Genomic DNA, 24275 nt, shown 5'->3' on the forward strand with positions numbered 1-24275 from the left:
TTTGGCACGGCACGCTTACCGCACCTTCAGCGTGGCAAGGCCGATCAGCGCGAGCACGATCGACACGATCCAGAAACGGATGACGACGGTCGATTCCTTCCAGCCCAGTTGCTCGAAATGGTGGTGGATCGGTGCCATGCGGAACACGCGCTTGCCGGTGCGTTTGTAGACGAAGACTTGCACGATGACCGACACCGCCTCCATCACGAACAGCCCGCCGACAATGCCGAGCACGATTTCGTGGTGGATCGAGACCGCGATGACGCCCAGCGTGCCGCCCAGCGCAAGGCTGCCGGTATCGCCCATGAACACCGCGGCAGGCGGCGCATTGAACCACAGGAACGCAAGGCCCGCGCCCATCACCGCGCCGCAGAAGATCGAAAGCTCACCCGCGCGCGGCACATGCTGGATGCCAAGGTAATGCGCGTAGTCCACGCGGCCCGCGAGGTAGGCGATGATCGCGAAGGTGCCCGCCGCAATGATGACAGGCATGGTGGCGAGGCCGTCAAGCCCGTCGGTCAGGTTCACCGCATTGCCCGCGCCGACGATGACGAAGGCGGCAAACAGGTAGTAGAACGGCCCCATCGGCACATAGAGATTGCTGAACACCGGCAGATAAAGGTTGGTGTCCGTCACCACCAGCGCAAGCGCGGCGCCTGCCACGACAAATTCGGCCAGCAGCCGGATCCGCGCGGAAAGCCCGGCGTGGGCGTACTTGGTGACCTTGGCGTAATCATCGAGGAACCCGATGAGGCCGAAGCCCAGCGTCACGACAAGGCAGGCCCAGACAAACTTGCTGGTGAGGTCCATCCACAGCAGCAGCGAAATCGCGAGGCTGATGACGATCATCAGCCCGCCCATCGTCGGCGTGCCGCGCTTGGCAAGGTGCGATTGCGGCCCATCGGCGCGGATCGGCTGGCCCTTGCCCTGCCGCACGCGCAGCATGTTGATGAAGCGCGGGCCGATGATCAGGCCAATCACCAGCGCCGTCATCAGCGCTGCGCCAGACCGGAACGACTGGTAGCGGATCAGGTTGGCGATGCCCTCGAAATGCAGCCAATGCGCCAGAACATAGAGCATTCAGTTTTCCCCGGCCGTCTTGGCCATGCCCGTTTTGGCCTTTGCAGTCAGAGCGCGCACCAGTGTGGCGAGCCCGACCGAATTCGACCCTTTCACCAGAATGGCGTCACCACCCTGCGGAGCATCCGCAGCAAGGCATTCCGCCGCTTCTGCAGCGCTTTCGGCATGGTCGAGTTCGATTCGCGCGGCAAGCGCAGGCCCGGCGCTTTTCCCCAGCGCCTTGGCAAGAACGGCCATTTCGGGCCCAACCAGAATGATCCGCTCGACGCCTGCAGCGATCAGCGGCTCGGCGAGTTCAGCGTGGTAGCCGTCCGAAGCCGCGCCCAGTTCCTTCATCGCGCCAAGCACGGCGATGCGGCGGCGCGCGGGGACCTGGCCGAGCGAAGCAATCGTCGCGCGCATCGAGGCGGGGTTGGCGTTGTAGCTTTCGTCGATCAGCAGCGCCTTGCCCGAACCATCGCCGCCCGGTGCGGGGATGACATGGCGCGCGCCGCGCCCGGCGAGGCCTTCCATCTCGGACAGCGCAAGGCCCGCCGCGCCGAGATCGCCGCCCGCTGCGGCGACCGCTGCCATGACGGCGAGTGAATTGTCGACCCAATGCGCGCCCGGCTGGGCAATCGTGTAGCACAGCTTGCGCGGGCCGAGCGGGCCGGAGAACGCGGCAGTGACCAGCGTGCCGCCACCCGGCGCGGGCACCGCATCGAGCAGGCGCGCATCGGCCTGCGCGCCGCGTCCGAAGCTGACGACGTGCCCGGCATGGCGCGCGGCGGCTTCCCGCAGCAGCGCAAAGTGCGGGTTGTCTGCCGGGATGATCGCGATGCCGCCCGCTTCCAGCCCTTCGAAGATTTCCGCCTTGGCCTGCGCAATGGCTTCCTCGCCCGAGAAATGGCCGATATGCGCCGGTGCGATCGTGGTGACGATGGCGATATGCGGGCGCACCAGCCGGGTCAGCGCGGCAAGCTCGCCTGCATGGTTCATCCCCATCTCGAACACGCCGAAGCGGCTGCGCGCGGACATCCGCGCGAGGCTGAGCGGCACGCCGACGTGATTGTTGTAGCTCTTGACCGACCGATGCGCGCGGCCTCTGCTGCCCCGATCCAGCGCGGCGAACAGCGCCTCTTTCACGCCCGTCTTGCCCGCAGAGCCGGTGACGCCGATCACCACGGCGTCCATCGCGTCGACGCGCGCGCGGGCCGCGTGACCGAGATCGACCAGCGCCTGCGTCGTGCTTTCCACCAGCACATGCGGATAGGGCACCGCCCGCTCGACCAGCGCCGCCGCAGCCCCCCGCGCGAAAGCGCCTTCAAGGAAGCGGTGGCCATCGCTTTCCGCGCCCTTGAGCGCGATGAACAGGTCGCCCGGCTGCACTTCCCGGCTGTCGGTCGCGCAGCCCGAAACCTCGAACACGCCCGAGGCCGTGCCGCCGGTTGCCGCCGCGATCTCGTCCGCGCTCCACAGCGCGAGGCCGATGACATCGCTAGCCTCGACCGGCCATTCAAGGAGGGCACTCATGGCATTCATTGGCTGCACTCCCGCGCCACTTGCACGTCATCGAAGGGAAGGACGCGTGATGCCTCGCCGCGCCCGACGATCTGGCCTTGTTCGTGGCCCTTGCCGGCCACGAGGACGATGTCACCCGCCCCCGCATCGCCAATGGCGGCGGCGATGGCTTCGCGGCGGCCCGGCACTTCGCGGGCGCGTTCGTTGCAGCCACCCATCACGGCGGCGCGGATCAGTGCGGGATCCTCCCCGCGCGGATTGTCGTCGGTGACGATCACAGCTTCGGACCCCGCGCAGGCCGCACGGCCCATTTCGGGGCGCTTCCCCTCGTCACGGTCGCCGCCCGCGCCGAATACGGTGATGAGGCGGCCGTTCTTGCCGACATGCGGGCGCAGCGCGGCAATTGCGGCGGTGATCGCATCGGGGGTATGCGCGTAATCGACATAGACGGGCGCGCCGCTGCGCGTGATGGCCGCGCGCTCAAGCCGCCCGCGCACGGGCTGGATGCGGGACAACGCGGCCAGCGTGGCGGCGGGATCGCCGCCCGTCGCGATCACCAGCCCCGCCGAAACCAGCGCGTTGGCGGCCTGATAGGCCCCGATCAGCGGAAGATCGAGCTTGCGCGTGGTGCCCTCGAACGCGAGTTCCAGCGTCTGCCCCAGCAGCGTGGGCGTGCGCGAGATCAGCCGCAGTGTCTCGCCCTGCTCGCCCACCGTGATCAGCTTCAGCCCGCGCGCCCTGGCCGCCGCAATCGCCTGCGCAGACCACGCATCGTCCGCCCAGATCACCGCCGCGCCGTCTTCGGCTACGACATCCCCGAACAGGCGCATCTTGGCCGCAAAATAGACGTCCATCGTGCCGTGGTAGTCGAGGTGATCCCGGCTGAGATTGGTGAAGGCACCGGCTGCGACCCGAGGGCCTTCGTTGCGGAACTGATCAAGCCCGTGGCTCGAAGCCTCGTAGGCGACATGGCTCACCCCCTCGCGCGCAAGGCCTGCAAGATTGGCGAGGAAGGTGACGATATCGGGCGTGGTGAGCCCGGTGGAGACGCTCTCGTCCGCCGTGGTAACGCCCAGCGTGCCGATCGAGGCGGCGCGGAAACCGGCCATGCGCCAGAGCTGGCGTGTCATCTCGACCGTGGAGGTCTTGCCGTTGGTCCCCGTCACGGCGACGAGCGTTTCAGGGACCGGAGCGAAGAACGGCGCGGCAAGGCGCGCGAAAGCCCTGCGCGGCGCGGGGTCGGCAATATGAACCGCGCCTTCCACCTTCGCCTCGGGCCGCGCGACAACCGCAATCGCGCCGGCCTTGATGGCGTCCGCAATGAAATCCTCGCCGTTCACCCGCGTGCCGACGAAGGCGCCGAACACGGTGCCGGGGGCGACCTTGCGGTGATCGATGGCGAAGCCCGTGACGTTGGCACTGGCCAGCACGGCAGGTGTTTCAGGCAGCGCGATACCCGCCGCAGCGGCAAGGGCCGCAAGGTTCATTCGCCTTCTCCGGAACCGACCAGCGGGCTGAGATCGGAAATGTCGACGTCATGGTGCGCATCGGGCACCACGCCCAGCATCGGGCCGATGCGCGGCACCAGCCGGCCGACGATGGGCGCGGCGTTCCACGCGGCGGTGCGCTGGCCGCTGGTCTGCTGGGTGGCTTGGGGTTCGTCGAGCATCACGATCACCACATAGCGCGGCTTGTCCATCGGGAAAGCCGCCGCGAAGGTCGCGATCAGCGAAGTCTTGCGATAACCGCCGCTGCCCGGCTTTTCCGCCGAGCCGGTCTTGCCGCCGACGCGGAAGCCCGGCGCGTCCGCCTTGCGGCCGGTGCCATCGACCACGATCATGCGCAGCAGCTGGCGCAGGCGCGCGCTGGTCGAGGCCTGGAACACGCGGCGACCGGGGGCGAGGTGCGCCGGGTCCACCTTGTAGAGCGTGGCCGGACGCCAGATCCCGCCGTTGACGAGCGCGGCATAGGCCGAGGCGAGGTGCAGCGGGGTGACCGCGATGCCGTGACCATAGCTCACCGTCATCGTCGTCAGCCGCGCCCAATCGCCCTTGCCACCTTCGCTCCCGCCACGCGGCCAGAGCGGGAAGCCGCGCGCAGGCAGCTCGATCGTCGGGCGCTCGTTCATGCCGAGCTGCTCCATCGTGTGCTTCAGCGCGACCGGCCCCAGCAGGTCGGCGACATGCGCCAGCACGACGTTCGACGAGTGGATCAGCGCTTCGGGCACATTGAGCGAAGTGCCGAAGTTGTGGCTGTCGTGAATCGTGAACTTGCCGATCTGGAACGGCACCGAAGGATAGCGCGTCGCAAGATCGGTCACCACGCCGGCGTCGATGGCCGAGGCGATGGTGATCGGCTTGAACGTGGAACCAAGCTCGTAGACCTGGTTCGACACGCGGTTGAACACAAGATCGTTGTAGGCAAGGTCCGAACGATTGGGGTTGAACGAGGGCAGCGAGGCCAGCGCGACGACTTCGCCGCTATCCGCATCGAGGATGACCCCGGCGGCGCCCTTGGCATTGGTCTCCATCATGCCGCGGCCAAGCTCGTCTTCCAGCGCGCCCTGCGCCCGCGCGTCGATGGAAAGCGCGGTGGGCGTGCCGCGATACGCCGGATCGAGCAGGCGCGGCTCCAGCACCTGTTCCATCCCGACATGGCCCTTGCCGGCCTCGTCCACATAGCCGAGCACGTGGGCGGCTAGTGAGCCCTGCGGATAGAAACGCTGCTCCTCGCGCGGGAATTCGAGCGCGGGTTCGCCCAGCGCGAAGACCCTGTTGGCGTCTTCCGGCAGCACCCGGCGGCGCAGATAGCAGGGCTTGCCCGCCTTCAGACGCGCCACGAGATCGGTGTAGTCCGCATCGGGGAAGATGCCGACGAGCGCGCGGGCGACTTCCTCGGGCGTCTTGACCAGCGGCGCACCGCCCTCGCCCAGCGCCTTGGGATTGAACCACAAGGAATAAGACGCGAAGGCGCGCGCCAGCGCGATGCCGTTGCGATCGGTGATTTCCCCGCGCGAGGGCAGCAGCGCCTCGGCCAGCGAAGCGCGCTCTGGCGTCCGCTCGAACAGGCCGAGCTGCGCGATACGCACGCAGGCCGTCAGCGTGACGAAAACGAACAGCACCATGATCCACAGCGCGCGCAGCCGCGCAGTGACGAGCGCGCTCTGGCGCACATTGGCGAGCTGGACGCGGCCGGTGGCGATTGCGGCGGAGGCGGTCAGCGCATTCACGGGGCGGTCTTGCTTCCCGCGCGTGCGGGCTTGGCAGGCTTGGTGGCCTTGGCGGACTTCTCGGGCTTGGCTGCGGCAAGCTTCGCGCCCTTGCCGGGCCGCGCCGCCTCGTCCTTCGAGGTCTTCGTCGTTCTGGCGAGGGACGCCTTCGTCTCGCCGCCCTTTGCCTTGCTGTCCTTGCCGGTCTTTTCGGGCTTGTTCTTGCCGTCCTTTTTCAGCGGTGCGACCATCGCAAGGCGCGCGCCGAGGTTTGCGGTGGCCTTGGCGCGGTCGGCGGCATCTGCGGGCTTGGCCACAGGCTTGTCGTCATCCTCGTCCGCAGTGACGACCGGCGCGGCAATATCGGCCGCAGCGGCAAGGCCGGACATCACCGAAGGGAACGCTGCTTCGGCCGCAACGGCATCGTCCGCGCTCGCCACGCGGATCGGTGCAGGGCTGCCTGGACCATCCGGCTTGGCGAAAGCGGCGAGCTGGCGCTCGTTCGAAAGGTACTGACCGGCGGTCGGCGCGACATAGCCGAACTCGACATCGTTCCACAGCTTCAGCTGCTGCTGGTTGGCGCGGGTTTCCACCTCGGTTTCGAGGTAGAGCTTCTCCTTGCGCAGCGCGACGATCTGCAGCTCGGTGCGGTGGACCTGGCTGCGTAGCGCATTGACGCGGAAAGCGAGCACCATGACGATCGCTGCGCAGACGAGCAGCAGCGCGATCCAGCCGATCGAGCGGAAGCGGTTGGCGCTGACCATCATGCCGCCATCACTCCTCTGGCCGGGGCCGCCGTGCGCACGGCCCAGCGCAGCGTGGCAGAGCGCGCGCGCGGGTTGCGCGCCTGCTCTTCCGCTGCGGGGCGGATCGCGGCGGAGGGTTTTTCGAACACAGGCGCGGCAGTGGGTGTGCTGACGGGCAGGTGGCGTGAACCGGCCGGCACGGCTCCGGCGGCTTCGCGGAGGAACTGCTTGACGATGCGGTCTTCGAGGCTGTGGAAACTGACGACGGCGAGGCGGCCGCCCGGGGCCAGCACGCGCTCTGCCGCAGCAAGGCCAGCCTGCAGCTCGTCCAGTTCACCGTTCACGTGGATCCGCACCGCCTGGAAGCTGCGCGTGGCGGGGTCCTTCGGCGCGCCGGGGCGATAGCCGAGCGCCTTGCGCACCACTTCGGCAAACTGGCCGGTGGTCGTGAGCGGGCGGGCCGCGACCACGGCGCGGGCAATGCGGCGCGACTGGCGCTCCTCGCCATAGTGGTAAAGCACATCGGCAATCGCTTCCTCGGTGGCGCCATTGAGGAAATCCGCAGCGCTTTCGCCTTCCTGCGACATGCGCATGTCGAGTGGGCCATTGCTGGAGAAGGCGAACCCGCGCGCTGCCTGATCGAGCTGCATCGAGCTGACGCCGATATCGAAGACAATGCCCTGCACCGAGCCGACACCCGCTTCCGCCAGCCCCTCGGCAAGTTCGGAAAAGCGGCGCTGGTGCAGCACGAGGCGGGGCGGCACTTCTGAAACTTCCCCCCAGGCCCGCCCTGCCGCAATCGCATCGGGGTCGCGATCGAAAGCATGGACGGTGGCACCGGCACCGAGCAGGCGGCGGGTGTATCCGCCTGCGCCGAAGGTGGCGTCCACGACAAGGGAACCGGGCGTCAGGCCGCCCTGGGGGGTCAGCGCGGCGACGACCTCATCGAGGAGCACGGGGATATGGGGCAGCTGCACGCTCATTTGCGGGCCGCCTTGGCCGAGATCTCGGCCATGCGGGCGCGGCATGCGGATTTGACCGAGTCCCATTCAGGCCCCATCGCAAACAGCACATCGGGGGCCCAGATCGTGATCTGGTGCATGCCGCCATGGAAATAGAGCGCATCGCCCACATCGGCCTGTTCGCCGAGATATTCGGGCAGGACGAAGCGGCCGGAATCATCGAAGCTGACCCGGGCAAAGCCGCCGATCTGCGCGGCACGAACGTCAATATCGAACGGCTCGCCGCGCTCGATCGCGACGCGTTCTTCATGTGCGAGCATCTCGGCAAAGCTTTCCGCGCGGGATTCGCCGAAACCGACGAGGCAGGGGTGCTTGGCGTGCTTGTCGAGGCAGAGGAGGCGCTGCCCGCGCGAAGCTTCGCGCACGGTCTGGCGGAAGTCTGCAGGGAGGACAAAACGGTTCTTCTCGCCGCGCGGCGAAAAGCCCTGCCCCCAATACTGCGACTGCGCCCCAGCCACGTGCCGCTTCCCCGCCTCGGACGAAAGCCTCCCAACCCGGCCGCGCACACCCGCGTGGCCGACTCATCCCCCGTGGATGCGTCATGGAGTCCGTCCTGATGAAGTGTCGTCTTAACGCGGGAGGGTCCGGGCGAAAAGGGGAAAATGCGGGAAATTGCGTCCAAACGTTGATTCCAGTGGATGAATCTTTGCTTGGGGCAACCACGTAACGCTCAGGTAGCTTGGCGGGATTTTGGACGAAATCACGCAATTCCGCCAAATTTTATGGTTAAGACGCGCAGCCGGGGAGCAGCTCCGCTTCGTTCCCGCACTTTCCCGTGGTCGTTTCCCGCCGATTCCCGCGTCAGCGGGCAAAGGCCCGGCGCATCAGGGTGCGCAGCGCCTCGGCGCGGGATGCGGCTTCCGGGCCCTCGGCGGGTTCGAGTAGCGCGGCATCGGCCACGATCAGCACGAAACCCTTGCCGATCCTGCACGCCGCGATGAGGCCGGCCTGCTCGATCCGGCAGTCCTGCACCGGCCCCGGAAGCAGGGTGAGTTCACCCGGGGCATTCACGGGAAACGGCGTTCCCGCGCTTTCCCGCCCCTTGCCCGCATCGCGCAGCGCAAGGCCCCAATGCGCCAGGATCGGACCCAGCAGCACGGTATCGGCGGGGCGGCGCGGATCGCCGAGCGCGAAGCGGCTTTCCGCCGTGAGCAGCGGATCGGCAAACAGCAGGAGGTGCCCCCCGCCCCGCACCCAGGCATCAAGCGCGACGTTCTCCGCCGGCTCCAGCGGACGCGGCTGCGCAACGAAAAGGTCGGCCAGCGGCCCCGGCGCAAGGAGCGTGTCGAGCGGGACAAGGTGGCGGCCTGCCTCAAGCACGGGGCGGGCCCAGTGCGGCTTTTCAGAAGGAGCAAGCTGCGCCCCCATGCCGTCCGCCTCGCTCCACAGAATCGGCAGGCTGGTGAACAGGCCGAGCGCGGGCGGCGGCGAAGCGCGCGTGCAACTGGCCAGCGCCAGTGCGCCGGCGGCAAGGATCAGGATTGTGCGGCTGCCGCTCAGTTGCCGGGCGGGCGCGGTGCCTGGCGCGCGGGCTTGGCGCCGCCTGCCACCGGCAGTTCGGGTGCGACGCCCATATCGACCAGCGGATCGTTGGCCGTGCTGGGGCTCGCGCTGGGGCTGGCCGCAGCAGCGGGCGTTCCCGCCGTGGTGCGCTCGACCTGCTTGGCGCGGTCCATGATCACGTTGGCAAGGCTGACGATGAGCAGCATCCCGGCAAGGCCGAACAGCCCGATCTGCAGCCGATGTACCGCCTGCGCGCGCAGTTCGCGCGGGCCGGGATACGCGGGCTGCAACGCGGCCAGCCGCGCGGCTTCCGCCGGGGTTTCAGCCGCTGCGTCCGGCGACGGGCGGCGATCAGGGATGAGGCCGAAGAGTGCCATCCGCCCGATCTTACCCGCTTATGCCAACGAGGGGAAGGTCATCCAAGCCAGGGAAAGATGGGCAGGCCCTTCGCGCGCAGCCACTCCGGGTTGTAGAGCGAGGAGAGGTAGCGGAAGCCGGTGTCACACAGGATCGTCGCCACGCGTTTGCCGGGGCCGAGTTGCTTGCCCAGCGCCACTGCGCCCGCCACGTTGATGCCGCTCGAAAGGCCAAGGCACAGCCCTTCCTCAGCCAGCAGGCGGCGCACCCATTCGAGGCCTTCCTCGTCCGAAATGCGGAACTGCGTATCGATCGGCGCGCCTTCGAGATTTGCCGTGATGCGCCCCTGCCCGATGCCTTCCGCGACCGAGGAGCCTTCGGATTTCAGTTCGCCGTGGGCATAGTAGTTGTAGAGCGCAGCGCCGTGCGGGTCGGCGAGGCCGATCGTCACGGCCTCGTCGAAGGCCTTGAGCCCGAAGCCGACCCCGGCGATCGTGCCGCCGGTGCCCGCTGCGCAGATGAAGCCATCGACGCGGCCTTCCATCTGTGCCCAGATTTCGGGCGCGGTGCTTTCGATATGGGCGCGGCGGTTGGCGATATTGTCGAACTGGTTGGCCCAGATCGCGCCTTCGGTTTCCTCGGCAATGCGGCGCGAGGTGTGGACGAAGTGCCCCGGATTGGAGAACGGCGCGGCGGGGACCAGCACCAGCTCGGCCCGCAGCGCGCGCAGCGTGTCCATCTTCTCGCGCGATTGCGTTTCGGGCATCACGATCACGGTCTTGTAGCCCAGCGCGTTGGCGACAAGCGCAAGGCCAATGCCGGTGTTGCCCGCCGTGCCTTCAACGATGGTGCCGCCGGGCTTCAACAGGCCCTTCGCTTCTGCGTCGCGCACGATCCACAACGCGGCGCGGTCCTTCACCGAAGCGCCGGGGTTGGCAAACTCGCACTTCCCGTAGATCTCGCAGCCCGCAGCTTCACTTGGCCCCTTAAGGAGGACAAGCGGCGTGTTGCCGATCAGCGAGAGGGTATCGGCGAGGACGGCGGGTGGCGGCGCGGTGCTTGTCATGCTGCGGGAGGTAATGCGCCGCCGCGCTGGCCGCAATGCAATTGCGCTTTCAGGAGCGCAAGTGTGATTGTTTCGCGCAGAGACCGCAGAGATCGCAAAGAGTTCACACCGCGCCGCAGGCTTTTGTTCTGGTAGCCGCACGTCGGAGAGAAAGCGCGGCTGCGCCGCGAGAACAAAAACTCTGCGCTCTCTGCGATCTCTGCGCGAAAACCCGTCTACTCCCGCCCCGCACGAATGGCCCCCGCCGCGGCAAACGGCGCGATGGCCAAGGACGCAAGACTGGACGCGGCGAGCAGCAGCAGCCCGCCCTCCCCGCCTGGCTGGAGCGAGCCCGCACCGAAGATGAGCAACGGCACCGTCAGCGGTATCGCCAGCAGTCCGCCCAGCGCCGCGCCTGCGCGCAGGCCGGCCGTGAGCGCCGCGATGGTGACACCGATGGCCGCAAGGCCCGGCGTGCCGAGCAGCAGCCCCAACTCCACCGTCCACAACTGCGCACCGTCCAGATTGAGCAACCCCGCCGCCAGCGGCGCCGCGAGCATGAGCGGCACGCCAAAGCTGAGCCAATGCGCGAGGATGCGCAGCGCCAGCACGCCTTCCTCGGCAATCCCGCGCAGCGCCCATTGATCAAAAAAGCCGGCCTCCAGATCCGGCTCTACCAGCCGGTCCAGCGGCAGGATCGCGGCCAGCAGTGCGGCAACCCAGATCACGCCCGCGCCGGTACGCGCCAGCAGCTTGGCATCGGGGCCCACTGCAAAGGGATAGAGCATGGCAACCGCGAGGAAAAACAGCAGCGGCAGCAGCGCCCCGCCCCGTCCCGGCGCGCCCATCAGCAGCAGCGTCAGATCGCGGCGGAAGATCGTCCACAGCGCCCTCATGGCAGATGCTCCAGCAGCGAAAGCGTGCGCAGTTTCTGCAATTGCAGCGGTTGGTGCGAGGCGATCACCGCAATGCCGCCGAGCGCGCGGTGCGCCTCGATCGCGGCCTGCGCGCTGGCGCCCCAATGCGTGTCAAGCCCGTTCAGCGGCTCATCGAGCAGCCAGATCCGCGCACCGCTCGCCGCCAGCCGCGCCAGCGCCGCGCGCTTGCGCTGGCCGGTGGAAAGATAGCGCACCGGCACATCGAGCAGGTCTTCAAGCCCGAAATCGGCGCGCGCCTCGCCTGCGCAATCAACTTGCCGCCAGAACGCCAGCGCCTCACCCAGCGGCCGGTGCGGGTCAAGCGCGGGCCGTTCATCCGAAAGCGCCATAGCGCCCTCGTGCTCGACATGGCCGTTGTAGGCGCGCAGCAGGCCCGCCAGAATGCGCATCAGGCTCGATTTGCCGATGCCGTTGGGGCCGGAAAGGTGCAGCGCTTCCCCCCCGGTCAGTTCGAAGCCCACGCCCCTGAACAGCAGCCGGTCACCGCGCCGGCAGGCAAGATCATAGGCAGCGAGACGGCACGGTTGCATCGGTTCACGCGATAGGGGAAAGACGCCGCACTGCCAAGGAGACCGATTGTGGCCATTGCCGCCCTCACCGATGCCGAACGCACCGCCGCCCTCGCCGCCCTGCCCGCCTGGTCCCTGCGCGAAGACGGCCTCGCCATGACCCGCACCTTCCGCTTCGCCGATTTCGCTGAGGCTTTCGGCTTCATGACCCGCGTGGCGATCCTTGCCGAAAAGGCCGATCACCACCCGGAGTGGTTCAACGTCTACAACCGCGTGGAGATCACGCTAACGACGCACGATGCGGGCGGGCTGAGCAAGCGCGACGTGGCGCTTGCCAGTGCGATTGACGGGTTCGCGGGCTAGGCCAGCCCAGTTGCGTGGCCCGGTTGCCTGTCCCGATTGCTGCGGCAAGCCATTCCAGCTACGCAGAAATCCGCAGTCTGGGGCAAAGTGGAAGGATCGGGGGCATGCGCATCATTCTGGTGATCCTCAGCCTGCTTCTGGCCGCTTGCTCGCAGTCGCAGGTCAACGAAACGCTCGCCACGCCGCAGGAGCAGTCCCTCGCGGTCCGCTTCATCGCCGCGCTGCAGTCAGGGCAGCTCGATTCGGTCAAGGCCAGCATGGAGCCGCAACTTTATGCGCAGACGCTCGGCATCGAGCGGTCGTTTCAGGCCGGCATCCCCAAGGCCACGAACACCAGGCTGGTGACCGTCGCCGTCCAGACCAATACGGTGAACGGCGCCTCGCAGACCCTGAAGGCGCTCAACTACGAATTCGGCGCGGGAACCAGATGGGCGGTGATCCAGATCGTCATGAAGGTGGCGCCCGGCGGGCCGCAGATCGTGGGATGGCATGCCGCGCCCTCTGACCATCAGCCGACCACGGGCGGGGCCTTCACGCTCGCAGGAAAAGGCGCGCTGCACTACTTCTGGCTGGCCGCGATGGTGCTCTCGACGCTCACGATCGTCACCGCGCTGATCCTCATCGGGCGCAGCACAGGCGTGCGGCGGCGCTGGCTCTGGGCCATCGGGTCTGCTCTCGGCCTTGGCCAGTTCACGCTCAACTGGACGACCGGCGTGTGGATCTTCCGGCCGCTCGGCTTCTTCCTGCTGGGCAGTGCGGCGTTCAAGGCCTCCCCGTTTGACGCGTGGATGCTGTCGTTCTCGCTGCCGGTCGTCGCGGTAATCTTCCTGCTGCGCCGCAAGGCTCTAACGGCGCAGCCTGACGACACGAGCTTCGACTGATCAGCCCCCCATTGGCCGCCCAAGGCCGCTGACCTGCTTGCGCAAGGCACCCGGCATCCAGCGCGCGGCAAAGGCCAGTTTCTTCGCGGTCTTGCCGACCAGCGTGTGGATCTTCTGCCCATGCACCGCCGCCCACGCCGCCTCGGCCACTTCGCTCACCGGCGTGATTTCGAGCCCGGCGGAACTGACCTGCCCCCGGATATCCGCGTTCGAGGCGCGATTGGGCGCATGATCGAGCAACGGGGTTTCGATGAAGCTCGGCATCAGATCGCGCACGCTGATGCCATCGTCCTTCCACTCGCCATCCAGCGATTCGGTGATCGAGCGAACGCCGAACTTGGTCGCGGAATAGATCGAGCCGCCGGGCATGCCATAGATCCCCGCCGCGCTCGCGGTGTTGAGCAGGCATGAGCCGGGGGCCGCAGCCTTGAGCCACGGATAAGCCGCCTGCGCGCCGAAGATCACGCCCTTGAGGTTGATGTCGAGCGTGCGTTCGACTTCCTCGGCGCTGCAGTCGGTCAACCGCCCGCCAAGGGGGATGCCGGCGTTGTTGAACACCACGTCGATCTTTCCGCCCGAGGCCTCGGCGCAGTCCGCCAGCGCCGCGTCCCATGCGGCGCGGTCGCGCACATCCAGCTTGTGCTGCGAGGAAAAGCCCGCCGGGATCAGCGCGGCGGTGCCGGCCATCCCGTCCTCGTTGATATCGGCAATGCCGACAAACCAGCCCGCCCGGCCAAACCGCTCGGCCACCGCGCGCCCGATGCCCGATGCGCCGCCGGTGATGAAGATCGTCTTTTGCGCCACAACCTTACACCCTCGGTCGTTGTTGTCTGGACGGAAGCCTACAGCGCTGGATTGTCATAGCAATGCCAAGTGAAGATCGCCGCCGCGCCGCGGTGCGGGCGCCAGTCTTCGGCGAGAGCGCGGGCCTGCTTCTCGTCGGGGCGCTCTTCGAGCCCCAGCAGTTTCGCCATGCCCGCCTGCACGGCAAGATCGCCTGCCGGCCAGATATCGGGCCGTCCTTCCGCGAAGAGAAGGTAGATTTCCGCCGACCAGCGTCCGATGCCCTTGATCTTGGTGAGCTCCGCGATCGCTTCCTCGTCATCCTCCGGCAGCGAATGGAGAGCCAGTTCGCCCGTCACCACGAGTTCGCACAAGGACCGCGCATAACCCTGCTTCTGGCGCGAAAGGCCGCAGGCGCGCAGCGAATCGAAATCGGCGGCAAGGAGGTCGTGCGGGGGAATGTCGTCCCCTAGCAGCGCCGAGAGCTTGGTCCAGACCGACGAAGCGGCGGCGACACTGACTTGCTGGCCCACGATCGTGCGCAGCAAAGTCGCATAACCGCGCGGGCGGATGCGCGGGGCGGGATGGCCGACGCGCGCGAGAGCTTCGGCAATCTTCGGGTTCATCGCGGAGACGTGGGCAAGCCCTTCGGCAATCTGGCTGGCGTTGAGGCCCATCAGTAACAGCTTTCCTTTTGAGGCCATGATGCAGCGCAGCACCTTGCCAAATGACCCCCCGCGCGATAGCAGCCCCGGTCAAATGGGGCTAGAGAGCGTCATGCCGGGGACCGGTGCGCTCTCAACAGGAGACATGATCGATGCCGAAGCTTGTCGTGGTGAACCGCTCGGGTGAAGAATCCACTGTCGAGGCCGCTGCCGGCCTTTCGGTCATGGAAGCGATCCGCGACAACGGCTTTGACGAACTCCTCGCGCTGTGCGGCGGCTGCTGCTCTTGCGCGACCTGCCACATCTATGTGGACCCGGCCTTCGCCGACAAGCTGCCGAAGATGAGCGAAGACGAGAACGACCTGCTGGAAAGCTCCGACCACCGGGGCGAAACCTCGCGCCTTTCGTGCCAGGTGCAGCTGACCGCCGATCTCGACGGCCTCAAGGTCACGATCGCACCGGAAGACTGATCAGGCGCGCGGCCAGCCCGCGCTGCTTTTTCCGCAAGGCAAGAACGCTCCGGCGCAGCAATGCGCGCGGGGCGTTTTGCTGTGCGCCAGAGCACCGGCGGGCTGCGCGGCGAGTATGACGCAAGGCGTCATAAAACAAGCATAAAACTGTCACCTCAGGGCCTTAGCGGGCGCAGCAATCCAAGCGTTTATGAGGGAGTTTACAATGCGCCTTGCCACTCTGCTGCTCGCCACCACGGCGTTTGCCGCAACCCCCGCTTTTGCGGCCACCGAACCGCAGGCTGCACCTGCCGTCGAGGCAGCTGCGGCCCCCGCAACCGATGGCGGCGACGGCGAAGCCATCGTCGTCTACGGCACCGGCAAGACCCGCCAGGTCCAGGAACTTTCGGGTGCGGACCTTGCCATCCAGGCCGCCGGCACCAGCCCGCTGCGCGCCATCGCCAAGCTGCCGTCGGTCAACTTCCAGTCGGCCGATGCGTTCGGCACGTATGAATGGTCGACCCGCATCACCCTGCGCGGCTTCAACCAGAACCAGCTGGGCTTCAACCTCGATGGCATCCCACTCGGCGACATGTCGTACGGCAACTACAACGGCCTTCACATCAGCCGCGCGGTCACTGCGGAAAACATCGGCTCGACCGTCGTCAGCCAGGGCTCGGGCGCGATCGACACGCAGTCGACCAACAACCTCGGCGGCACGCTGAGCTTCAGCACCATCGATCCGAAGACCGCGCTCGGCCTCGACGCCAGCGGCACCTACGGCTCGAACAACACCTGGCGCGGCTTCCTGCGCGGCGGCATCGGCACGGAAAACGGTGCGCGCGCCTTCGGCTCGGTCGTCTATGCCACCACCGACAAGTGGAAGGGCGACGGCAAGCAGCGCCAGCTGAACGTCAACGCCAAGGGCATCCTGCCGCTGGGCGACGTGACGCTCGACGGCTACTTCAGCTATTCCGACCGCGCCGAGCAGGACTATCAGGACCTCAGCCTCGACCAGATCAACCGCCTCGGCTACGATTGGGACAACTTCGGCCCGGGCAAGTATGCGCTGGCCGTGCAGGTGGCCGATATTGCCGCCAACCGGGGCGAGACTGGCACAACCCCGCTCAACCCGGCTGCGGGCAAGGTCTATCCCTCGCCGATCAAGACCGCGGATGATGCCTATTACGACGCTTCGGGCCTGCGCCGCGACACGCTCGCCGCCGTCGGCCTCACCGCGCCGCTCGCCTCGGTGCTGACGCTGAAGCTCAAGACCTATCTCCACAAGAACTCGGGCCAGGGCACCTGGGGCACGCCCTATGTCAACAGCCCGACCGGCGTGCCGATGGCGCTGCGCACCACCGAATACGACATCAACCGCAAGGGTGTGTTCGGCAGCCTCAACGCCGATCTCGGCATGAACAACATCACCGTGGGCGCGTGGTACGAAAACAATGATTTCAACCAGGCGCGGCGCTTCTATGCCTATGCCAGCCGCACCAATCCGGGCCGCGACCACCTGAAGTTCCAGCACGATCCGTTCGCGACGCAGTGGGATATCGATTTCAACACCAAGACGTTCCAGTACTACGTCGAGGACGAGATCAAGCTGGGTGACGCCCGGATCAGCCTCGGCTGGAAGGGCTTCAAGGTGGACAACCACGCCAACCCGATCGTCGCAGGCGGACGCACGCGGGGCGATCTTTCGACCAAGGACTGGTTCCAGCCGCACGCGGGCATCAGCTACCGCTTCTCGCCCGCGATCGAAGCTTTCGCCGGCTTCACGCAGGTGACGCGCGCCTTCGCCTCGGCCACCACGGCAGGTCCGTTCTCCTCGAGCCAGGCCGGGTTCGACGCGATCAAGCCCTTCCTCAAGCCCGAGCAGTCGGACACGTACGAGGCGGGCCTGCGCTACAACAGCGGCATCTTCCACGGTGTGCTTGCGGGCTATCTGGTGAACTTCCGCAACCGCCTGCTGGCGATCCCGACCTCGGTGGGCATCGTCGGCGCGGCCAACGCGCTGCAGAACGTCGGCGGCGTGCGCTCGGCGGGCATCGAGGCGAGCGGCGAGCTGCGCATCGGCCACGGCTGGTCGGTGCTGGCTTCGTACAGCTACAACGACAACACCTACCGCGACGACGTGGTGATCCGGGCCAACGGCACCGTCACCACGATCCCCACCGCCGGGAAAACCGTGACCGACAGCCCCAAGCACCTTGTCCATGGCGAAGTTTCGTACGATCAGGGGCCGCTCTATGGCCGCGTCGGGGTTGATTACATGTCGAAGCGTTACTTCACCTACACCAACGACCAGTCGGTCCCCGGCCGCGCGCTCGTCGATGCGACGCTCGGCTACCGGTTCGATCTGGGCATGCGCAAGCCGGTGGAACTGCAGATCAACGCAACCAACCTGTTCGACAAGCGCTATGTCGCCACGATCGGTTCGAACGGCTTCGGCAACAGCGGCGACAACCAGACGCTGCTCGCCGGTGCCCCGCGTCAGGTCTTCGCGACCGTGAAGGTGGGCTTCTGATGCGCCGCGCGCTTCCTCTCGCCCTTGCGCTCATCGCCCCGGTGCTTTCTGGCGCAGCGGCAGAGGAAGCGCGCGCCGCTCCTGTCCTCCTCATCTCGATCGATGGACTGCGCCCCGGCGACGTGCTCGACGCCGAGGCGCGTGGCCTCAGGGTCGAGACCTTGCGCCGCTTCATGACCGAGGGCGCCTATGCCACGGGCGTCGTCGGCGTGCTGCCCTCGGTAACCTATCCCAGCCACACCACGCTGATCACCGGCGTATCGCCGGCCAAGCATGGCATCGTGAACAACACCACCTACGATCCCACCCAGATCAACCAGAGCGGCTGGTTCTGGTATGCCGAGGACAACAAGGCCCGCACCCTGTGGGATGCGGCCCGTGATGCCGGCCTCACCACCGGCAACGTCCACTGGCCGGTTTCCGTCGCGGCGAAGAACGTGACGTGGAACCTCCCGCAGATCTGGCGCACCGGCCATCCCGACGACCGCAAGCTGGTCAATGCGCTGGCGACACCGGGCCTTGTCGGCGATCTGGAGACGGCGACCGGCGCGGCCTACGCCGATGGCAAATCCGAAGACCTGCTGGGCGACCAGATCCGCACCGAATTCGGCGTGGGGATGATCGTGAAGTACCAGCCCGGCTTCATGACGATGTATCTCGCCGCGCTGGACCATACCGAGCACGAGACCGGCCCGGGCTCCGCCGAATCGCACGCAGCGCTGGAGCAGATTGACGGTTTCGTCGGCGAACTCGTGGCGGCCGAAATGCAGGTCCATCCCGATGCGGTGATCGCGCTCGTCAGCGATCACGGGTTTGCGCCGGTGGATACAGTGATCAACCTCTACCGCCCGTTCATCGATGCCGGGCTCGTCACGCTGGGTCCGGACGGCAAGATCGCGTCCGCCGATGCAACGCCGTGGGGTTCGGGCGGCTCGTTCGCGATCCGCCTGGCGCGGCCAAACGATGCTGCGCTGAAAGCCAGGGTCAAGGCCGTGCTCGACAAGCTGGCCGCCGATCCCGCTGCCAAGTTCGAACGCGTGATCGAAGGCCCCGCCATCGCGGCGGAGGGGGCCAATCCCGACGCCAGCTTCTATGTGAACCTCAAAATCGGCGCCGTGGCCGGTCCGCTCGTGAACGGCACCCTGCCGCTGTCGTTCCCCTCGCCGGTCAAGGGCATGCACGGCTATTTCCCGGCAGCACCCGAAATGCGCTCCACCTTCATGATCATGGGCAAGGGCATTCCCAAGGGCCGCAAGCTGGGCGAGATCGACATGCGCGCGATCGCGCCGACGCTGGCCAAGCTGATGGGCGGCACGCTGCCCGATGCCGAAAAGCCGGCGATCAGCTTTGGGAAGTAGGGCCTAGAAGAGGCCCTCGATCCGCCCTTCGGGATTGATGTGGATGCGTTCTGCCGCGGGCACCTGCGGCAGGCCGGGCATGGTCATGATCTCGCCGCAGATCGCCACGACAAAGCCCGCGCCTGCCGAAAGCCGCACTTCGCGCACCGGGATCACATGGCCGGTCGGCGCGCCCAGCGCGGCAGGATCGGTGGAGAAGCCATACTGTGTCTTGGCGATGCACACCGGCAGCGCGCCGTGCCCCTGCTCTTCCCAAGCGGCGAGCTGCGTCCGCACCGCCGGATCGGCAATCGCGCATTCGGCGCGGTAGATGCGGGTGGCGATGGTATTGATCTTCTCGAACAGCGGCAGCGCATCATCATAGAGCGGCGCGAACTGCGAGGGCGTTTCGGCCAGTTGCACCACCCGTTCGGCCAGATCGACCGCACCCGCGCCGCCTTCAGCCCAGTGCGTGCAGACCAGTGCCTGCGAACCATGCGCGGCGGCGATGGCCTGGACAGCGGCAATCTCCTCGTCGCTGTCGGTGGGGAAGCGATTGATCGCGACGACAGCAGGCACGCCGAACTGGCGCACGTTCTCGATATGCCGCACGAGGTTTACCCCGCCGCGCTTCACCGCCTCGACATCGGTCGGCGCCAGCGCATTCTTGGCAACGCCGCCGTTCATTTTCAGCGCGCGCACCGTGGCGACGATCACCGCCGCCGCCGGCTTGAGGCCAGCCTGCCGGCACTTGATATCGAAGAACTTTTCCGCACCGAGGTCTGCGCCAAAGCCCGCCTCGGTCACCACATAGTCCGCCAGCGCCAACCCCGCGCGCGTCGCCCGCACCGAATTGCAGCCATGCGCGATATTGGCAAACGGTCCGCCGTGGACGAGCGCAGGATTGCCTTCCAGCGTCTGCACGAGATTGGGCTTGATCGCCTGCGCCAGCAGCACGGCCATCGCGCCATCGGCCTTCAGTTCGCGCGCGGTAACAGGGCGACCACTGCGCGTATAGCCGACCACGATCCGCCCGAGCCGCGCTTCCAGATCCGCGAGATCCTCGGCGAGGCACAGGATCGCCATGACTTCCGAAGCGACGGTGATATCGAACCCGGATTCGCGCGGGAACCCGTTGGCCCGCCCGCCCAGCCCTTGCGCGATATCGCGCAGCGCGCGGTCGTTGATATCGAGCACGCGCCGCCACACGATCCGCCGCACATCAAGATCGAGCGTGTTGCCCCAGTAGACGTGGTTATCGATCATCGCGGCGAGAAGATTGTGCGCGCTGGTGATCGCATGGAAATCGCCGGTGAAGTGGAGGTTGATATCCTCCATCGGCACGACTTGCGCGTAGCCGCCGCCAGTCGCCCCGCCCTTGGTGCCGAAACAGGGGCCAAGCGAGGGTTCGCGAAGGGCCAGCATGGTGCGCTTGCCGATCCGGTTCAGCGCATCGGCAAGGCCGACCGAGGTCGTCGTCTTGCCCTCGCCCGCCGGGGTGGGGTTGATCGCGGTGACAAGGATCAGCTTGCCCGGCGCCTTGCCCGCCTCGGCTTCGAGCAGCGCCAGATCGAGCTTGGCCTTGTAGTGGCCATAAGGCTCGACCGCGGCAGCCGGGATTCCGGCGCGCTCGGCGATCTGGAGGATGGGCTTCAGCGTCGCGGCGCGCGAGATCTCGATGTCGGATGGCATCCAGTCTTTTTACTTATGATGGCGCGCAGAGCAAGCGTCCTTCCCGCGTAGAGCTTGGTCTTCGCTTGCAGGAAGATCATCTCAATTGGTAGGTTCAAAGTATAATCGCTGCGAGTATTCTATCAAATGATAGCATTTTTGGAATATCTCAATGTGTTCAACGGCTGGAATCTATGGCCAATCGTCTCAAGCCTCACCCTCTTGGCAGTCGTTGTGTTCCCGATCGCGGTAATCACTGCAATCTGGGACAAATGGTTTCGCAGAGACGGCTGAACGCGCGCCAGCGGTTCAAACCGCTCACGCGGACGTTCCTGCCATTCCGCCATGCCCGCCCGGCTATGGCGAATCCCCTACCAGCCCCGGCTGCCCGGCCCGCCCTTGAAGGGGCCAGTCACCTTGCTGGTGATCCAGCCGCCATAGAAGCCGCCGGCCTGCGGAATCACCGTCTCGCCATCCACACTGCACCGATCGAAGGGCGCCGCATAGAACGCGACATGATCCTTGAGCGCCAGGAACCCGCGCGTGGGGCCCGGATAGCTCCACCCGACCTGCGGCAGGACTTCGCCATCGACCACGACATCCCAGTACGCTGCCGCGCCCTTCCATTCGCACATCGATGAGCCGGAGGCCCGCCGCAGCACCCCCGGCGCCATGTCATCCGGATGGATGTAGTAGCTTGGCGGATGGCTGGTCTCGAGCGTCTGCACGCTGCGGCGCGTATCGGCGATGATCTGCCCGCGATGCGCGATCACCACATGCGCGGTGCATGACCGCGCGACGGCTGGGCGGGGATAGTCCCAGACACTTTCCTGCCCGGGCAAAACCGGATCAGGCTTGGGCCACATCAGAGCCTGAGCCCCGCGGTCTCCGGCAAGCCGCTCATCAGATTGAGGCTCTGCACCGCCGCACCGCTGGCGCCCTTGCCGAGATTATCAAGCAGCGCGACGAGCCGTGCCTGCGTGCCATCCTTGCTGCCGAAAACGTAAAGGTCGAGCCCGTCGCGCGGGGCATCGGAGCGACGCAGCAGCAGTTCGTCCGGCACGCCGTCGAGCACGCGCACCAGCGGGCTGCCCGCATAGAACGCCGCCAACGCCTCGCGCAGCGCATCCGGCGCAGCGGCACCGGGGATGGCAGCGAGCGGCACCGGAACCTCGACGACCATGCCGCGATGTGCGGGGACAACCGCAGGCGCGAAGATCGGGGCATGGGTCAGGCCCGCGTGCCCCTGCATCTCGGCCACATGCTTGTGCCCAAGGCCAAGGCCATATGCGCGGAAGGCGACGTCCGTATCGGCCTCGAAGCGCGCGATAAGCGCCTTGCCGCCGCCCGAATAGCCCGAGACGGCATTGACCGTGTAGGGCCAGTCCGCCGGCAGCAGACCCGCGCGCAGCAAGGGCACCAGCAGGCCGAGGAAGCCGGTGGGGTAACAACCGGGGTTGGAAACGCGCTTGGCATTGGCCACCGCGTCACGGCCGACGATCTCGGGAAAGCCGTAAGTCCAGCCCGGCGCGACCCGGTGCGCGGTCGAGGCGTCGATCACCCGGGTCGTGTCGTTGGTGATCAGCGAAACCGCCTCGCGCGCGGCATCATCGGGCAGGCACAGGATCGCGACATCCGCCGCATTGAGCGCTTCGGCGCGCGCGCCTGCATTCTTGCGCTCGGCATCGCTCAACGCGATCAGGCCGAACTCGGTGCGGCCCGCAATCCGGTCGGCGATCTCGAGGCCGGTGGTACCCGCCGCGCCGTCGATGAAGACCTGTACGGTCATGGCTCCAGCGCCGTCAGCGGCAGATAGCCGACGAGGCCATCCTCGCCCTGCTGTCCCCAGCCCCAGCCGCCTGCCTTGTCGAGCAGGTTGAACGTCTCGCCCGCCGCCAGCGTGCCGATCACCTCTGCATCATCGCGCCCAGCCGTGCGCAAGGTAGCGCCCTCTGCCCCCACCGTACGCGGCGTCGGCACCGCGTAGTGCGAGACGAAGACCTGTCCGGCATAACGCACATGCGCCAGATCGCCGCGCACCGCGCGGGTATGCGAAGGCCCCTCGGCCCTGGGCGCGGGGCCAGCAAGCGAATAGGATGCCTTGAGAGCGGGCAGGATCAGATCGGTCACGTCAGGCTTTCCGGCAAAGACGAAAGCCGGGCGCTTATAGGCATCAGGCTCAGGGTTCAAGGCATGCGCTCTTTTCCAAAACGAGACTGGATCAGCCCCCAACTCGCGCGCAGGCCCAGCGCTTCGCCGCCTTTGGGCCGGCCGGGCTTGGCGGCGGGGCGCCAGGCGAAGGTATCGAAGTGCGCCCAGTCCACCCCCTCGGCCACGAACCGGTCGAGGAACAGCGCCGCAACCGTCGCCCCCGCAAACCCGCCCGAGGGGCTGTTCTGGAGGTCCGCGACATCGGACTTGAGCATCTCGCGGTAGCCATCATGCAGCGGCAGCCGCCAGCACGGATCGTCGCGTTCGAGGCCGGCGGACAGGAGGCCATGCGCCGTCTCATCCGTCCGCGCGAACATCGCCGGAAGATCGGGGCCGAGCGCCACGCGCGCTGCACCCGTCAGCGTCGCGAAATCGATCAACAGTTCGGGCTTGGTCTCGCAGGCGCGCACCAGCGCATCGCCCAGCACCAGCCGCCCCTCGGCATCGGTGTTGGTGATTTCGACCGAAAGCCCCGCACGCGAGCGCAGCACGTCGCCGGGGCGGAAAGCGTTGCCCGAAACCGCGTTCTCCACCGCCGGGACCAGCACATGCAGCCGCACCGGCAGCCCCGCACCCATCACGAGGCCCGCGAGCGCCAGTGCATGCGCCGCGCCGCCCATGTCCTTCTTCATCAGCGCCATCGCCGAGCTTGGCTTCATGTCGAGCCCGCCGGAATCGAAGCACACGCCCTTGCCAACAATGGCGAGGCGCGGGTGCGCGGGATCGCCCCATTCGATCTCGATCAGCCGCGGCGCATGGCTGCGCGCTGCCGCACGGCCCACCGCGTGGACCATCGGATAGTCCCGCTCCAGCGCATCGCCCGAAACGACATGGATCACCGCGTGATGCGCCTTGGCGAGCGCGCGCGCCTCCGCCTCGAGCTGTGCGGGGCCCATGTCTTCCGCCGGGGTATTGACCAGATCGCGCACCAGGATGACCGCCTCGGCCTCCGCGAGCGCCGCATTCATTGCGCCGAGCGCGCCCGTCAGCAGCAGCCGCGCGCCCTTGTCGGAAGGCTCGCTGCGATAGCGATCAAAGCGGTACTGCGCGAGCCGCCAGCCGATCAGCGCGGGGCCTTCCGCGCCGGGGCTGGCAAGCCGATAGGTCCCTGCCGGTAGCCGGTCCGCCAATGGCGCAAGGCACCAGCTCGAAAGCTTCGCCGGATCGGCCACCCCCGCCACCGCGAACCACCCCTCGCCTGTACCGGCCGCATCAGGCACGATCGCAGTTTCGCCCGCCCCGCCTTCAAAGCCCTGTCCGGCAAGCACGGCGCGCTGCGCGGCGGTGAGGCCGGCAAGCCAGCCGGGCAGGCCCGCCTTGTCGATCAGGTGGAGCGGAATGGCCTTCTGGCCGCGATCGGGCTGGATCAGTGCATCAAGCTGGTTCATCGTAATCACGATCCTTGCCGCAGGAGCGCGGCAAGTGCGAGAGGAAACTGCACCGGGCCGCATGCCAGCACGGCGCAGCACACTCG

Annotated in this window: 24 protein-coding genes; 5 read left to right on the top strand and 19 right to left on the bottom strand. The window is 67.2% G+C overall.

What is annotated here, in order from left to right:
- Positions 1–15 precede the first annotated feature (15 nt).
- From mraY to ccmA, 12 genes are all read right to left on the bottom strand, one after another.
- Positions 16–1080 carry a phospho-N-acetylmuramoyl-pentapeptide-transferase gene (gene mraY / locus ACO06X_RS07175; RefSeq protein WP_298173788.1) on the bottom strand — a complete coding sequence of 355 codons (1065 nt, stop codon included), beginning with the start codon at positions 1078–1080 and terminating at the stop codon, positions 16–18.
- Positions 1081–2601 carry a UDP-N-acetylmuramoyl-tripeptide--D-alanyl-D-alanine ligase gene (locus ACO06X_RS07180; RefSeq protein WP_421839251.1) on the bottom strand — a complete coding sequence of 507 codons (1521 nt, stop codon included), beginning with the start codon at positions 2599–2601 and terminating at the stop codon, positions 1081–1083.
- Positions 2598–4067, bottom strand: a complete 1470-nt coding sequence (locus ACO06X_RS07185; RefSeq protein ID WP_421839252.1) for a UDP-N-acetylmuramoyl-L-alanyl-D-glutamate--2,6-diaminopimelate ligase — start codon at positions 4065–4067, stop codon at positions 2598–2600. The genes ACO06X_RS07180 and ACO06X_RS07185 overlap by 4 nt, the downstream gene beginning before the upstream one ends.
- Positions 4064–5809: a peptidoglycan D,D-transpeptidase FtsI family protein gene (locus ACO06X_RS07190; protein WP_421839253.1), complete on the bottom strand. Its 1746-nt coding sequence runs from the start codon at positions 5807–5809 to the stop codon at positions 4064–4066. The genes ACO06X_RS07185 and ACO06X_RS07190 overlap by 4 nt, the downstream gene beginning before the upstream one ends.
- Positions 5806–6555: a hypothetical protein gene (locus tag ACO06X_RS07195; RefSeq protein ID WP_421839254.1), complete on the bottom strand. Its 750-nt coding sequence runs from the start codon at positions 6553–6555 to the stop codon at positions 5806–5808. Before ACO06X_RS07195 ends, ACO06X_RS07190 begins: the two co-directional genes overlap by 4 nt.
- The gene (gene rsmH / locus ACO06X_RS07200) at positions 6552–7517 is read right to left on the bottom strand and encodes a 16S rRNA (cytosine(1402)-N(4))-methyltransferase RsmH (protein ID WP_421839255.1); all 966 of its coding nucleotides are present in this window, start codon (positions 7515–7517) and stop codon (positions 6552–6554) included. Before rsmH ends, ACO06X_RS07195 begins: the two co-directional genes overlap by 4 nt.
- The gene (locus ACO06X_RS07205; RefSeq protein WP_421839256.1) at positions 7514–8014 is read right to left on the bottom strand and encodes a division/cell wall cluster transcriptional repressor MraZ; all 501 of its coding nucleotides are present in this window, start codon (positions 8012–8014) and stop codon (positions 7514–7516) included. Before ACO06X_RS07205 ends, rsmH begins: the two co-directional genes overlap by 4 nt.
- 343 nt (positions 8015–8357) lie before the next feature.
- Entirely contained in the window at positions 8358–8876 is a 519-nt protein-coding gene (locus ACO06X_RS07210; RefSeq protein ID WP_421839257.1) for a hypothetical protein, read from the bottom strand.
- 176 nt (positions 8877–9052) lie between these two features.
- Complete coding sequence (locus ACO06X_RS07215) at positions 9053–9436, bottom strand: hypothetical protein (RefSeq protein ID WP_298173811.1); 384 nt, start codon at positions 9434–9436, stop codon at positions 9053–9055.
- 38 nt (positions 9437–9474) lie between these two features.
- Positions 9475–10482, bottom strand: coding sequence for a cysteine synthase A (locus ACO06X_RS07220; RefSeq protein WP_421839258.1), 1008 nt, complete (start codon positions 10480–10482; stop codon positions 9475–9477).
- Between the two features lie 215 nt (positions 10483–10697).
- Positions 10698–11357, bottom strand: a complete 660-nt coding sequence (ccmB, locus tag ACO06X_RS07225) for a heme exporter protein CcmB (RefSeq protein WP_421839259.1) — start codon at positions 11355–11357, stop codon at positions 10698–10700.
- Entirely contained in the window at positions 11354–11929 is a 576-nt protein-coding gene (gene ccmA / locus ACO06X_RS07230) for a heme ABC exporter ATP-binding protein CcmA (protein ID WP_421839260.1), read from the bottom strand. The genes ccmB and ccmA overlap by 4 nt, the downstream gene beginning before the upstream one ends.
- Positions 11930–11977: 48 nt before the next feature.
- Here ccmA and ACO06X_RS07235 point away from each other — a divergent pair, with 48 nt between their 5' ends.
- Entirely contained in the window at positions 11978–12271 is a 294-nt protein-coding gene (locus tag ACO06X_RS07235) for a 4a-hydroxytetrahydrobiopterin dehydratase (protein WP_421839261.1), read from the top strand.
- Positions 12272–12375: 104 nt separating this feature from the next.
- Positions 12376–13152: a hypothetical protein gene (locus ACO06X_RS07240; RefSeq protein ID WP_421839262.1), complete on the top strand. Its 777-nt coding sequence runs from the start codon at positions 12376–12378 to the stop codon at positions 13150–13152.
- Here the strand turns inward: ACO06X_RS07240 and ACO06X_RS07245 are convergent, their stop codons facing one another.
- Together ACO06X_RS07245 and ACO06X_RS07250 are read right to left on the bottom strand one after the other, a co-directional pair.
- Positions 13153–13956, bottom strand: a complete 804-nt coding sequence (locus tag ACO06X_RS07245; protein WP_421839263.1) for an SDR family oxidoreductase — start codon at positions 13954–13956, stop codon at positions 13153–13155.
- 38 nt (positions 13957–13994) lie between these two features.
- Positions 13995–14612: a DNA-3-methyladenine glycosylase family protein gene (locus tag ACO06X_RS07250; protein WP_421839264.1), complete on the bottom strand. Its 618-nt coding sequence runs from the start codon at positions 14610–14612 to the stop codon at positions 13995–13997.
- Between the two features lie 140 nt (positions 14613–14752).
- Here ACO06X_RS07250 and ACO06X_RS07255 point away from each other — a divergent pair, with 140 nt between their 5' ends.
- The 3 genes from ACO06X_RS07255 (at position 14753) to ACO06X_RS07265 (ending at position 18940) form a co-directional block, all read left to right on the top strand.
- The gene (locus ACO06X_RS07255; protein ID WP_298173835.1) at positions 14753–15070 is read left to right on the top strand and encodes a 2Fe-2S iron-sulfur cluster-binding protein; all 318 of its coding nucleotides are present in this window, start codon (positions 14753–14755) and stop codon (positions 15068–15070) included.
- A gap of 205 nt (positions 15071–15275) precedes the next feature.
- Positions 15276–17582: a TonB-dependent receptor gene (locus tag ACO06X_RS07260; RefSeq protein ID WP_421839265.1), complete on the top strand. Its 2307-nt coding sequence runs from the start codon at positions 15276–15278 to the stop codon at positions 17580–17582.
- Complete coding sequence (locus ACO06X_RS07265) at positions 17582–18940, top strand: alkaline phosphatase family protein (RefSeq protein ID WP_421839266.1); 1359 nt, start codon at positions 17582–17584, stop codon at positions 18938–18940. Before ACO06X_RS07260 ends, ACO06X_RS07265 begins: the two co-directional genes overlap by 1 nt.
- A 3-nt stretch (positions 18941–18943) precedes the next feature.
- Here the strand turns inward: ACO06X_RS07265 and ACO06X_RS07270 are convergent, their stop codons facing one another.
- The 5 genes from ACO06X_RS07270 to ACO06X_RS07290 all read right to left on the bottom strand — a co-directional run bounded on the left by ACO06X_RS07270 (position 18944) and on the right by ACO06X_RS07290 (position 24189).
- The gene (locus tag ACO06X_RS07270; RefSeq protein WP_421839267.1) at positions 18944–20611 is read right to left on the bottom strand and encodes a formate--tetrahydrofolate ligase; all 1668 of its coding nucleotides are present in this window, start codon (positions 20609–20611) and stop codon (positions 18944–18946) included.
- Positions 20612–20961: 350 nt separating this feature from the next.
- Complete coding sequence (locus tag ACO06X_RS07275; RefSeq protein ID WP_421839268.1) at positions 20962–21456, bottom strand: DUF427 domain-containing protein; 495 nt, start codon at positions 21454–21456, stop codon at positions 20962–20964.
- Complete coding sequence (gene argC, locus ACO06X_RS07280) at positions 21456–22379, bottom strand: N-acetyl-gamma-glutamyl-phosphate reductase (RefSeq protein WP_421839269.1); 924 nt, start codon at positions 22377–22379, stop codon at positions 21456–21458. The genes ACO06X_RS07275 and argC overlap by 1 nt, the downstream gene beginning before the upstream one ends.
- On the bottom strand, positions 22376–22780 hold the full coding sequence (locus ACO06X_RS07285; RefSeq protein ID WP_421839270.1) for an SH3 domain-containing protein: 405 nt from the start codon (positions 22778–22780) through the stop codon (positions 22376–22378). The genes argC and ACO06X_RS07285 overlap by 4 nt, the downstream gene beginning before the upstream one ends.
- Positions 22777–24189, bottom strand: coding sequence for a leucyl aminopeptidase family protein (locus tag ACO06X_RS07290; protein ID WP_421839271.1), 1413 nt, complete (start codon positions 24187–24189; stop codon positions 22777–22779). The genes ACO06X_RS07285 and ACO06X_RS07290 overlap by 4 nt, the downstream gene beginning before the upstream one ends.
- Positions 24190–24275 lie beyond the last annotated feature (86 nt).

This window comes from Novosphingobium sp. (assembly GCF_965229225.1).
Lineage (GTDB): Bacteria > Pseudomonadota > Alphaproteobacteria > Sphingomonadales > Sphingomonadaceae > Novosphingobium.